This is a genomic window from Gemmobacter nanjingensis (assembly GCF_014652195.1).
GTDB classification, from domain to species: domain Bacteria; phylum Pseudomonadota; class Alphaproteobacteria; order Rhodobacterales; family Rhodobacteraceae; genus Gemmobacter; species Gemmobacter caeni.
This window is the reverse complement of sequence record NZ_BMYI01000006.1, coordinates 82,493-94,867: the sequence shown is the minus strand read 5'-3', so window position 1 is coordinate 94,867 and position 12,375 is coordinate 82,493. Positions and strand designations below refer to the sequence as shown.

Sequence of the window (12,375 nt, the reverse complement as noted above, 5' to 3'; positions counted from 1 at the left end):
ATACTCAAAAGGACGTCCCTGCCGGGAGCGCGGCAGGGACGGTGCGCCCTCAGCGGGCCTTGGCCTCCAGTCGGCGGCGATGCAGTACGGGTTCGGTATAGCCCGAAGGCTGGCCGCAGCCTTCGAATACCAGATCGCAAGCGGCCTTGAAGGCCGGGCCATCGAATCCGGGCGCCATCGGGCGATAGGCAGGGTCGGTGGCGTTCTGGCGGTCTACCACGGCGGCCATCTTGCGTATCGCCTCCATCACCTGCGCCTGCGAGATGACGCCGTGATGCAGCCAGTTGGCAAGCGCTTGGCTGGAGATACGACAGGTGGCGCGGTCTTCCATCAGGCCGACATCATGGATGTCGGGCACCTTGGAGCAGCCCACCCCCTGATCAACCCAGCGCACGACATAGCCCAGGATACCCTGCGCGTTGTTCTCGATCTCGGCCGTGATTTCGGCTTCGGACCAGTTGGCGCCTTGCGCGAGCGGGATGGTCAGCAGGTCGCGCAAGGTGCCGCGCGGGCCGCCTTTGGCAATCGCATCCTGCCGGGCCAGCACATTGACGCGATGGTAATGGGTTGCGTGCAGCGTGGCAGCGGTGGGCGAGGGCACCCAGGCGCAATTTGCCCCGGCCTGAGGATGGGCGATCTTCTGTTCCAGCATGGCGGCCATCAGATCGGGTGCCGCCCACATGCCCTTGCCGATCTGCGCGCGGCCACGCAGCCCGCAGGCAAGACCGATATCGACATTGCGGTCCTCATAGCTTTTGATCCAGGCGGTGTGTTTCATCTCGCCCTTGCGGACCATTGGCCCGGCCTCCATCGAGGTGTGGATCTCGTCGCCGGTGCGGTCCAGAAAGCCGGTATTGATGAAGGCCACGCGGGATTTCGCGGCGCGGATACATTCCTTCAGGTTCGCACTGGTGCGGCGCTCTTCGTCCATGATCCCGAGCTTCACGGTATTGCGTGGAAGGCCCAGCGTATCTTCCACAAGGTCAAAGATTTCCGAGGCGAAGGCCACTTCTCCGGGGCCATGCATCTTGGGTTTCACCACATAGACCGAGCCGGTGACGGAGTTGCGCACGCCCGTGGTCTTCTTCAGGTCGTGCATCGCGCAAAGCGTGGTGACGAAGGCATCCATGATGCCCTCGGGCACTTCGGCGCCTTCGGCATCAAGGATGGCGGGGTTGGTCATCAGATGGCCGACGTTGCGCACCAGCATCAGGGCGCGGCCCTTCACCGCCAGCGGCGTGCCATCCGCGCCGGTCCAGTTGGCATCGGGGCGCAGGCTGCGGGTGAAGGTCTGGCCGCCCTTGCTGACCTCTTCGGTCAGCGTGCCGGTCATCAGGCCCAGCCAGTTACCGTATGCCACGACCTTGTCGGCGGCATCCACCGCCGCCACGCTGTCCTCGCAATCCATGATCGCGGAGAGGGCGCTTTCCAGCCAGATGTCGGAAATATGTGCGGCATCCGAAGCGCCGATGGCAGAACGGTCATCCATGACCACTTCGATCAGCAACCCATTGTTGCGCAGCAGAAATTGTTGCGGTGCGCGGGCATCGCCCATATGAGCCGCGAATTGTGCCGGGTCTGCCAGCGCCTTGTCGCCCTGAGCGGTCCGGACCACCAGCGCGCCACTCTCAACGGCGAATCCGCGCGCATCCTTCCAGCTGGCGCCAGCCAGCGGCACAGCGCTGTCGAGGAAATCGCGGGCCCAGGCAATGACGCGGGCGCCGCGTGCGGGGTCATAGCCTTTACCGGAGGGCAGATCCCCCAACGCATCGGTGCCGTAAAGTGCGTCGTAAAGGCTGCCCCACCGGGCATTGGCGGCATTCAGCGCGTAGCGCGCGTTCATCACCGGCACCACCAGTTGCGGGCCGGGAATCCTGGCGATCTCGGGGTCGACATTGGCGGTTTCAATGCTGAAATCCGGGCCTTCGGGCACCAGATAGCCGATCTCGCGCAGGAAGGTTTCATAAGCGTCGGGATCAAAGGGCTGGCCGCGCCGGCTCTTGTGCCAGTCGTCGATACTGGCTTGCAGCGCGGCGCGTTTGTCCAGCAGGGCGCGGTTCTTCGGGCCAAGCGAGGCTATCGCTGCGGCAAGGCCGCTCCAGAAGGTATCGGCGCTGACGCCGGTGCCGGGCAGGGCGCGGGTTTCGATGAAATCCGCCAGTTCGCGATCCACCTGAAGTCCGTTCTTGGTCATCCGTCCGATCATTTCCGACTCCCCGCTCTGTTCGGTCGCGAGGATGCGGAAAAACCGCCGTCCGGGCAACAGAAGCCGACACTGGATTTGAAAGCTCAGGCGAAAAACACTTGTCGGGCTTTCTTGATAAACGGATTCCGGGGGCACTGCCTGCTCAAAGATCGAAGCAAAGCTGACCGCCTTGTGGTGAGCGGCTGCCTTCGATCAGGGCGGAGAGAGTGGGGCGGAGGCGGCGGGGCGGTGGGGTTCCGCAAGCGCGGCGGCTGGCCGTCAGCCGGTCGCGGGCGTCACGGGCGGCGCTGACGGGGTCGACCACCGGCTCGGGGTAGCGACGGCCCAGCAGACCGGGGGCACCGGACCATTTCCATGGCTCTTGCAGCAACGCATCGGGGACGGGGGCGAGTTCGGGCAGCCAGCGCCGGGTGAAACTGCCGTCGGGGTCCAGAGTCTGACCCAGCCGCACCGGGTTGCAGATGCGTGGCGGAACCTCCGCCAGCCCGGCGTGGCGCCGGACCTGCGCCCAATGGATTGAGGGGGTATAATCGGTCAACCGCCGGGCCAGCGCCTCGCCCGCTGATCTGGAATCCAGCGACAGGTGGTGCAGGGCGCAACCCAGAACCATCGACCGCGCGGCATGAGGCAGCCAGCCGGTCGCGTTCAGATAGCGCAGGCAGGCATCCAGATAGGGCAGGCCGGTTTCTCCGGCCCCCCATGCCGCCAGCCGCGCAGCATCGCTTTCGGCGCTGCGACGGGGAAAAGCCTCGGCGCTGCGCATCGCAGTCGCGCGCGCCAGCAGCCGGGACTGCGTGGCCCGCAGGCCGGATGCCATCTGCGGCAGCGGGCGATCTGTCAGCCGCGCGTCGATGGCGGTGATGACTTCGGACGCCGACAGGGTGCCGAAGGCCAGATGGGCCGAAAGACGCGGGCTCGCCCGCTCGGCCCCGGCGGGCGTTACCTGCGCGGGGAGGCCTGGCGCGGCCCGGCTGGTCAGAAAACTTTCCAGGACTGCCAGCGCCGCGCTGCGCCCGCCGGGTTGTCGGTGCGGGCAGGGGTCATCCGCCAGCCGCAACGCGCGGGCCAAGGGGAGTGCGCCGGTTGACACGCCGTCGATCCCGCGCGCGGTCAGCGGCGCTGCCGGGGTATCGGCGGGCAGAGCGGTCCAGCGCAGGCCCGAGGCGCGCGCCCATTCCGCCACTCGCGATTCGGCTGCACTGCCCGCCTGCTGTGTCACGATTTCGGTGATACGATGGGCGCGGACCAGACGCTCCATCACCGGGACCGGATCGCCGACCCGGATCGCCAGCGGAAGCTCCAGTGCCGCCAGCGCCGCGGCCAGATCCTTCAGGCTTTCGCTGCAGAAGGCCCAGTGGCGGGCAGAGCGATCCGGGCTGGCCCAATGATCGGGGTCCACCACATAAAGCGGCAGAACCGGACCGCGCGCGGCGGCGAAAGCCAGCGCCGGGTGATCTTCTGCCCGCAGATCCTGATTGAGCCAGACGAGAACATTCATGGAACATTTCTAGCCTGCCTGTTCTGCGCCGTCAAATGCGGCAGAACTCAGGCGGCCATCCGGCGCAGCACGCGGGTCAGGATCGCCGCGACGGCGACATGGGCGGGTGAGGGGCTGCGGTCGCGGGCACGCAGCAGCGCCACTTCGCGCGCGATATCGGGGGCGGTCAATGCGCGTGCCACGATGGGGCGGCCATGCACCGCCGCTTTGGCATAGGCGGGCAGCACCGCAATCAGCCCCGCCTGTTCCACCAGTGCCAGCGCGGTATGGATCTGATGCACCTCCAGCGCCGGACGGAACGGCTGGCCCGCGCTTTCATAGCCGACTTCGGTGAGCAGTCGCAGCCCGCTTTCGCGTGTCAGCGCCACCTGCGGCTGGCCAGCGATCTGCGTCCAGGTCAGATCCGGCTGGCTGGCAAGGGCATGATCGGTGGCCAGAAACACCATCAGTCGGTCGCGCAGCACCGGCGTCACCACCACGCCCTCCTCTCCGGGCTGGAAAGTGCCAAGCCCCAGATCGGCCCGCCCGTTGCGCACTTGCCCGACGATCGCATCGGTGCCCAGATCCTCGACTCGCAGCGACAGGTCGGGGTGGTGCGCGGCGGTTTCGCGGATCACGGCGGGCAGCACGGCGGCCGCCAGCAGCGGCGGCGCCGCAATCCGCAGCCGCCCGCGCCGCAACTGGCCCAGATCCTGCACATTGCTGACCGCGCGGTCGAGTTCCGTCAGCACCACGAAAGCCGAGGCGGCAAAGGCCTCGCCCGCCTCGGTCAGGTCGACGCGGCGGGTCGTGCGGTCGAAAAGCCGGGCACCCAGGCCGGTTTCCAGATCGCGGATCGCCTGGCTCAGCGCCGGTTGGGTGGTGTTCATCCGCTCGGCGGCACGGGAAAAGCTGCCAAGCTCCGCCACCGCCTGAAAGCATTCGATCTGTCGCAGGCTGGGCTTCATCGCATGTCCCCTGGCTTATGAAAGCCCTGTATACATGCGATGAAGCCAATGGCCAATCAGGCGCCGTAGGGCAGCCAGATGGTTTTCACCTGTACAGCGCGGTGCAGGAACTCGCGCCCCTGTCCCTGCGCCGGGTCCAGCCAGTCGCGGGTCAGGCCCTGATCTGTCCAGACCGGCTTCAGGTTCCCGGCGCTCGCGGTTTCCACCATCGCCACGCCACTGGCCGAGCCGCAATACCACAGCGCCGCCACATCGTCATGTTCGGCCAGCGTTTTCGCCAGTTCGTCGCGGGCGCCGGTCAACAGGTTCACCACGCCACCCGGAATGTCCGAGGTTTCCAGCACCTGATAAAGCCGCGTCGCAATCAGCGGGTGGCTTTGCGAGGCGACGGCCACCACGCGGTTGCCCATGGCGATAGCGGGCAGGATCAGCGACATCAGGCCCAGAAGTGGCGCCTCGTCGGGGGCGATCAGGCCCATGGTGCCGAAGGGTTCGTTCACTGTCAGGGTGACATGGTTTGATTTGGTGGCCGTCACTGCGCCGTCGAACTTGTCAGCCTGCGCCGCGTACCAGAAGGCGCGGCGCAGCGTCGCTGCAACCTCCTCGGCCGGTTTCGGGGTGCCACAAGCGGCCAGCGCGGCGGTGAATTCCTCCGCCCGCTGCGACAGGTTCTCTGCCAGAAAATACAGCACCTGTGCACGATTATGGGCAGTCACGCCGCCCCAGCCGCCCGCTTTGCCCGCAGCCTCCACCGCGTTGCGCACATCCTTGCGGTTGGCCAGCGCCGCCTGACCCAACGCCACGCCGCCCTTGCCGGTGACGGTGTAGCTTTGCCCGCCATCCGCCCGCGCCTGCTTGCCACCGATATAAAGCTTCGCGGTCACGTCGATGTCCGCGCGGTCAGCCTTGCCCGCGTGGGGGGCCACGCCGGACAGCGGCGCCGGATCGGGGCGCGGCTTGCCCGGCCGCGCGGGGGCGGCGAGGTATTCGCGCATCCCTGCGCGGCCGCCCTCGCGCCCGTAACCGCTTTCGCGGTAGCCGCCGAAGGGGGCGCCCGCGTCGAAGATATTGGTGGCATTGATCCAGACCACCCCCGCCTTGACCTTGGCTGCGACCTCGATCGCCCGGTCGATGTTCTGTGACCAGACCGAGGCGGCGAGGCCATAGCGCGTATCGTTCGCCAGCGTAATGGCCTCGTCCGGGGTGCGGAAGGTCAGGGTGGTGGCGACTGGGCCGAAGATTTCGGTCTGGCTGACGGTGTGGGCGGGTGCGGTGCCGGTCAGGAAGCCCGGCGCGCAGAAGGCGCCCTGCGCGGGCATCTGCACGGGCGCGCGATGCAAGGTCGCGCCCTCTGCCTCCGCCTGCGCCAGCAGACCATGGATGCGTGCCAACTGCTTGCGCGACACCACGGCGCCGACATCCATGGTCTTGTCCAGCGGATCGCCGATGCGCAGCGTCGCCATCCGCTTTCGCAGCCTGCCGAAGAAGCGTGGCGCCACGCCTTCCTGAACCAGAATGCGGGAACCGGCGCAGCAGACCTCGCCCTGATTGAACCAGATCGCATCGACCACGCCTTCGACAGCGGCGTCCAGATCGGCATCCTCGAACACGATGAAGGGCGATTTTCCACCCAGTTCCAGCGACAGTTTCTTGCCCGAACCGGCGATCTGGCGCCGGATTACCCGGCCCACCTCGGTCGAGCCGGTGAAGGCCACCTTGGCCACGCCCTCATGCCCCGCAATCAGGGCGCCGGTAGCCCCGTCGCCGTTCACGATGTTCAGAACGCCGGGCGGCAGGCCGATCTCGGCGCAGATCTCCGCGAAAGCAAAGGCCGTCAGCGGCGTCAGATCGGCGGGTTTCAGCACCACGGTATTGCCCGCCGCCAAAGCGGGGGCCACCTTCCACGCCAGCATCAGCAGCGGGAAGTTCCAGGGGATGATCTGGCCGCAGGCCCCCAGTGCCGTATGGCCCGGAAATTCATCCGCCATCAGCTCCGCCCAGCCCGCGTGGTGATAGAAATGCCGCGCGACCAGTGGCACGTCGATGTCGCGGCTTTCGCGGATGGTCTTGCCGTTGTCCAGCGTCTCCAGCACCGAGAGGAAGCGTTCGCGCTTCTGCACATGGCGGGCGAGGGCGTAAAGGTAGCGCGCCCGGTCATGCCCCGGCAGGGCCGCCCATTTGGGGAAGGCCGCGCGGGCGGCCTGCACCGCCGCATCCACCTCGGCGGCCGTGCCAAGCCCCACGCGGGTCAGCACCGCATCGGTCGCGGGGTTCACCACCTCGGCCATCTCGCCTTCGGGCGCAGTGAAACGGCCGTTGATGAAATGGCCAATGACAGGGCGGTCGGCGATCCAGGCCAGCGCCTCGGTCGCGGATTCGGGGGCGGGGCCGTAATCCATGGTCTGCATGAGATCCTTGATGGTCATGGTCTTCTCCTCAGGCCAGCGCATGCCTGTTGGCGGCCGAGTAGCGGCCCGTCACATGATGTTCCAACTGGCGTTCGATATCGCCCAGCATGGACGAGGCGCCGATGCGGAACAGATCGGGCATGCACCAGCGGCTGCCCATTTCCTCTTTCATCAGGATCAGCCAGTTCATCGCATCCTTGGCGGTTTTCAGCCCGCCTGCGGGTTTGAAGCCGACACGCTGGCCCGTGCGGTCGCCAAAGTCGCGCAGCGCCCGCACCATGGTCAGCGAGACGGGCAGGGTGGCGTTCACCTCTTCCTTGCCGGTCGAGGTCTTGATGAAATCGGCGCCCGCCTGCATCGCGACCATGCTGGCCTTGTAGACATTGGTCAGGGTTTTCAGATCGCCTGTGGCCAGGATCGCCTTCATATGCGCGTCGCCGCAAGCCTCGCGCATCTGGCGGATTTCATCGTAAAGCGCCGCCCAGTTGCCGGTCAGCGCCTGTTCGCGGGTGATCACGATGTCAATCTCCGCCGCGCCCTGATCGACGGCATAACGGATTTCCGCCAGTCGCAGCGGCAGCGGCGTCAGCCCGGCGGGAAAGCCGGTGGCGACCGAGGCGACGGGGATGCCCGAGCCATCGAGCGCTTTCACCGCATGGGGCACCATGGTGGGATAGACGCAGACCGCGCCGACGGTCAGCATCTCAAGACCCAGCGCCGCCAGCAGATCGGGGCGCAGCGGCTGCCGCGCCTTGGCGCAAAGCCGCTGCACGCGTCCGGCGGTGTCATCGCCTGCCAGTGTCGTCAGGTCGATGCAGGTGATGGCGCGGGCAAGCCATGCCGCCTGATGATCCTTCTTCACGGTCCGGCGGCCAGGCAGGCTGGCGGCGCGGCGTTCGGCGGCGGATCGGTTGACGCTGACATTTTCGAACCATTCCGGGGTGAATTCCGTGCCGGTCATCCGGGGGAACGTGCCGTTTTCACTCATTCGGGGTCTCCAGCAGGAAATGGGCGGTGACGTCGTCAGTCACGAGGACCGAGACATATCCGGCCTGCAAGGCGGCGCGGGCGATGGCGTGTTTTTCCGCCCCCGCCACAAGGGCAAGACGATGTTCGGCATGGGGCAGGCGGTGCAGTGGCAGGCCCAGCGTGCGGGCATCCAGCGCCGCATCGACCGGCTGCCCTGCCGCATCGACGAAACGGCCAAGGATGTCGCCCACCGCGCCGTGGGCGCGCAGCGTGTCGATTTCAGCGGGGCTGAGGTAGCCCTGCGCGCAAAGGGCAGACCGATGCGAGACGCCGCCCATCGAAAAGGCCACCAACGATGCGTCCCCGGCGCGTGCCATGGCGCGGGCGATCACCGGATCGGCCTCCAGCGCGCGGCAGGTCGAGGGCTGGCCAAGGATCGCGGGCACGGGCAGCAGCGTGGCGCTGCCCCCCGCCGCCTGCGCCACTGCCTCGGCTACGGCGGAACTGCGCGGGTCGGTCACCGTCAGCGCGGCTGCCCCGTTCAGCAGCACGACCTCCAGACCCGGCGCCCAGCCCTGCGGCAGGGCGCGCGCCAGCGCCGCCATGGTGCGGCCCCAGCTGACGCCCATCAGCGCCGGTTTCGGTGTCAGCGCCACCAGCCAGCGCGCGGCGGCCTGGGCGATGCCTTCGTTCAGCATGTCGGGGTCGGTCACGCCGCCCATGGGAACCACCAGCGCCTCGCGCAGGCCCCACCGGGCCTGCAACGCGGCCTCCAGCCCCGTCGCGCGGCGGGCGCGCGGCACGATTTCCACCCGAACCACACCCTCCGCCTTCGCCTCGGCCAGCAGACGGCCAACCTGCCAGCGGGTCAGGCCCAGCTCATCCGCCACCTGAGCCTGCGTGCGGTCGAGGTCATAATACAGCTTCGCCGCCTGAATCATCAGGTGGTCGCGGTTTTCATCCGCCGGCAGGCGCGCGGAATAGGGGCTGCGGTCGCTCATATGCGCAAAAATACATCATTTGCAGGATAAGGCAACATTTGTAACCTTTGGTGAGCCAACCTTTGCGTGATCGGTCTTTTGCCTTTCCGGCCATGAGCTTATTCTGGTTTCATGAATATCATCCTCATCATCGCCGCCGTGGCGCTTCTGTTCGTTGTGATCGCCCTGGCCGAGCCTGTGGCGGAAAGATTGCGCCTGCCCTATACGGTGGCCCTTGCGGCCATCGGTGCGCTTCTGGGGGCCGGGGCCGCGACCCTGACCGCGACGATGGGCACACGCCTGCCTGAGGAGGTTTCGGCGCTGCTGGCACTTCCCATCCGGTCCAGCGTCTTCCTGTATGCGCTGCTGCCCACACTGGTGTTTCAGGTGGCGCTGGGGCTCGATCTGCGGCGGATGCTGGATGACTGGGTGCCGATCCTCGTGATGGCGGTACTGGCGGTTCTGGCGGCAACGGCCTTTGTCGGCGGCGCGCTGGTGCCGTTCAGCCAGATGTCGGTGCTGGCCTGTTTTCTGGTGGGTGCCATCGTGTCCACCACCGATCCTTCGGCGGTGGTCAGCATCTTCCGGGGACTGGCCGCGCCGCAGCGGCTGGCGCGGATCGTCGAGGGCGAAAGCCTTCTGAACGACGCGGCGGCCATCGCGCTCTTTGGCTTCTTCCTGACCTTCGTGATGGCGGGGGTGCCGAACCCGACGCTGCATGACGCCTTCATCGGCCTGCCGGTGCAGGTGGCCAGCGGGATGCTCACCGGCTGGATCGTGGCGCAGGTGGCGCTGTTTGCCATGGTGATGCTGGCCGCATGGCCGCTGGCGCAACTGTCACTGTCGGTCGCGGTGCCCTATGCGACCTATCTGATTGCCGATCAGTTGCTGGGTGCCTCGGGCGTGGTGGCGGTTGTGTTTGCGGGCATGACGCTGAACTGGGCCGGGCCTGGACGGCTGTCGCCCGGTGCCTGGACCAACCTGCGCGAGGTCTGGGACTTGCTGGCGCACTGGGCGGGGGCGCTGATTTTCGTGCTGGCCTCGCTGCTCATTCCGCGGCTGATGGCGGATGCGCGGCCGTTCGACCTGTTTCTGGTGCTGGTCGTGGTGGTGGCGGCGACGGTGGCGCGGATGCTGATGCTGTGGGTGCTGCTGCCGTTGCTTGCACGCTTGCGCCTGTCGCCGAAGGTGGATCAGCCCTATCGCGTGGCAATCCTCTGGGGCGGGCTGCGCGGAGCGGTCACGCTGGCGCTGGCACTGGCAGTGACCGAGAACCTGCGCGTTCCGGTCGATATCCGCCGCGAGGTTGGCATTCTGGCCACCGGATTTACGCTGTTCACCCTGTTCATGCAGGGCACCACGCTGCGGCTGTTGATCCGCAAGCTGGGGCTGGCCAAGCTGGCCCCGCTGGATGTCGCGCTGTCCCGGCAGGTCATCGCTGTCGCCCTTCAGAACGTCCGCGAGGAAGTGTCTGAAAGCGTGAAAGAGCATGGCCTGAGCCGCGATATCGCGCGCGCCGAGGCGAAAAGCTTTGCCACCCGTCTCGATCAGGCGGTCGAGCTTGCGGATGCCAGTTCCGATATCGGCGAGAAGGACCGCATCACGCTGGGCCTGCTGGCTCTTGCCGGACGCGAGCGCGATCTGGTGCTGGAGGCGTTTCGCGAACAGGAGATCAGCCCCGGCCGCGCGCAACAGATGCTGACCGACGCCGACCGGCTGATGGAAGGCACGCGGGCGGGCGGGCGCACCGGCTATCGCCGCGCCGCACGGCGGGCGCTGGGGCGCGGGCGGCTGCACCGGCTGGGCGTCTGGATGAACAACCGGCTGCGCGTGCCGTGGCTTCTGGCGCTTCTGACCGCGCACCGCTTCGAAATCCTTGAAAACCAGCGTATCCTTCTGAAGGATCTGCACGGCTATATCGACAGCAAGATCCGTCGCATCCATGGCCGCCGTGTGGCCGACCTTCTGCATCGCCTGCTGACCCAGCGCGAGGAGGAGGTGGAACAGGCGCTGGATGCGCTGCGCCTGCAATACCCTGGCTATGCCGAGGAGATGGAGCGACGCTTCATCCGCCGTCTTGCCCTGCGGCTGGAGGAGCGGGAATATGACACGCTGCTCGAAGACGGGCTGATCGGGCGCGAACTGCACATGACCCTGCGCCAGTCGCTCAGCGGGGCGCGGCGGCGGCTGAACCGGCGGCCCCGGCTGGATCTGGCGGTGCAGAAAAGCGCGATGTTGCGGCAGATGCCGGCGCTGGCGGGGCTGGATGCGGCACAGTTGCGCATGGTGCAGAAGCGGGTCGCGACGGTCTATGCCCAGCCGGGCGATGTGCTGATCCGCAAGGGCGATCCGGCGCGGCATGTGTTCTTTATCGCCTCCGGCGCGGTCGAGGTCGAATTCGCCGGGCAGGTGGAACGTCTGGGCCGGGGCGAGATGTTCGGGCAACTGGGCATCCTGACCCACCGGCCGCGCCGGGCGCAGGTCACGGCGATTACGCATTGCACGCTGCTGACGCTGGATGAGGCGCGGTTCCTTGATCTTCTGTCGCGGGACGAGACGCTGCGCGAAGCGGTGGAGAAAAGCACCGCCCGCCGTGGCCTGATGGAGGCGGCGGCGCGGCTTGGCCCTGCCGAGGCGGCCCCGGTCAGATAAGCCCGCGCCGGCTGGCGGCCAGCGCAGCTTCAGCCCGGCTGGAGATGTTGAGCTTGCGGTAGATCGACTTCGTATGCGAGGCGCAGGTGTTGGGCGTGATCCCCAGCGTGGCGGCAATATCGGTGCCGGTGAAGCCCTTGCCCAGAAGGCGAAGCACCTCCTGCTCTCGCTGGGTGAGTGCCACATCGGGCTGGCCCGGCACCTCGGCAGGGCGCAGCGCCTTTGCCTGGGCCTGGAAATGGGCGATCATGCGCTGGGCGATGCGGGGCGAGATCGGCGGCTCTCCGGCTGCGATCCGGCGGAACTGGTCGGCAAGGCTCGCGGCCTTCACGCCCTTGAGGATATAGCCCATCGCCCCCGCCGCCAGCGCGTCGAACAGCGAGGCGTCATCCTCGAAGATGGTGATGACCACCGGCAGCGTTTCGGGCAGGTCACGGGTGATCGCGCGAATGATGTCGATGCCGTGGCCGTCCGGCAGGTCGAGGTCGATCAGCGCGAAGTCAAAGCGCGTGTCGCTGTGAAACAGCGCCGTCACAGCCTCGGCGCAGGTGGAGGCGGTGCTGATCATGGCACCCGGCAGCGTGGCCTGAAGGGTTTCGCAGATCCAGTTCCGGGTTTCGCGATTATCGTCCAGCACCAGCGCATGCAGAACACCCCCGTCCGTGCGGAGCGATCTGGAAAGGTCTGCGTCGCGGCTCTGGTTCATTGGTCCTGT

8 protein-coding genes are annotated in these 12,375 nt (G+C 67.2%); 1 reads left to right on the top strand and 7 read right to left on the bottom strand.

All coding sequences use genetic code 11. From position 1 onward, the window contains the following. Nucleotides 1-49 precede the first annotated feature (49 nt). The 6 genes from IE126_RS11835 to IE126_RS11810 all read right to left on the bottom strand — a co-directional run bounded on the left by IE126_RS11835 (nt 50) and on the right by IE126_RS11810 (nt 9,029). Nucleotides 50-2,206, bottom strand: a complete 2,157-nt coding sequence (locus IE126_RS11835; protein WP_189381094.1) for a malate synthase G — start codon at nt 2,204-2,206, stop codon at nt 50-52. A 142-nt stretch (nt 2,207-2,348) separates the two neighbouring features. Further along, the gene (locus IE126_RS11830) at nt 2,349-3,704 is read right to left on the bottom strand and encodes an FAD-binding domain-containing protein (RefSeq protein WP_189381093.1); all 1,356 of its coding nucleotides are present in this window, start codon (nt 3,702-3,704) and stop codon (nt 2,349-2,351) included. A gap of 47 nt (nt 3,705-3,751) precedes the next feature. Then, entirely contained in the window at nt 3,752-4,651 is a 900-nt protein-coding gene (locus IE126_RS11825) for a LysR family transcriptional regulator (protein ID WP_108130236.1), read from the bottom strand. Nucleotides 4,652-4,707: 56 nt separating this feature from the next. Then, nucleotides 4,708-7,077, bottom strand: coding sequence for an aldehyde dehydrogenase family protein (locus IE126_RS11820; RefSeq protein ID WP_229825430.1), 2,370 nt, complete (start codon nt 7,075-7,077; stop codon nt 4,708-4,710). A 10-nt stretch (nt 7,078-7,087) separates the two neighbouring features. Beyond that, nucleotides 7,088-8,047 carry a deoxyribose-phosphate aldolase gene (deoC, locus tag IE126_RS11815; RefSeq protein ID WP_108130235.1) on the bottom strand — a complete coding sequence of 320 codons (960 nt, stop codon included), beginning with the start codon at nt 8,045-8,047 and terminating at the stop codon, nt 7,088-7,090. Then, nucleotides 8,040-9,029, bottom strand: coding sequence for a sugar-binding transcriptional regulator (locus IE126_RS11810; RefSeq protein WP_189381092.1), 990 nt, complete (start codon nt 9,027-9,029; stop codon nt 8,040-8,042). The genes deoC and IE126_RS11810 overlap by 8 nt, the downstream gene beginning before the upstream one ends. Before the next feature lie 111 nt (nt 9,030-9,140). Between IE126_RS11810 and IE126_RS11805 the strand changes: the two genes are divergently transcribed. Continuing rightward, nucleotides 9,141-11,660 carry a cation:proton antiporter gene (locus tag IE126_RS11805; protein WP_054303976.1) on the top strand — a complete coding sequence of 840 codons (2,520 nt, stop codon included), beginning with the start codon at nt 9,141-9,143 and terminating at the stop codon, nt 11,658-11,660. On the opposite strand, the gene IE126_RS11800 is transcribed toward IE126_RS11805, so the two are convergent. Then, entirely contained in the window at nt 11,653-12,366 is a 714-nt protein-coding gene (locus IE126_RS11800; RefSeq protein ID WP_189381091.1) for a LuxR C-terminal-related transcriptional regulator, read from the bottom strand. The genes IE126_RS11805 and IE126_RS11800 overlap by 8 nt on opposite strands. Between the last annotated feature and the right edge of the window lie 9 nt (nt 12,367-12,375).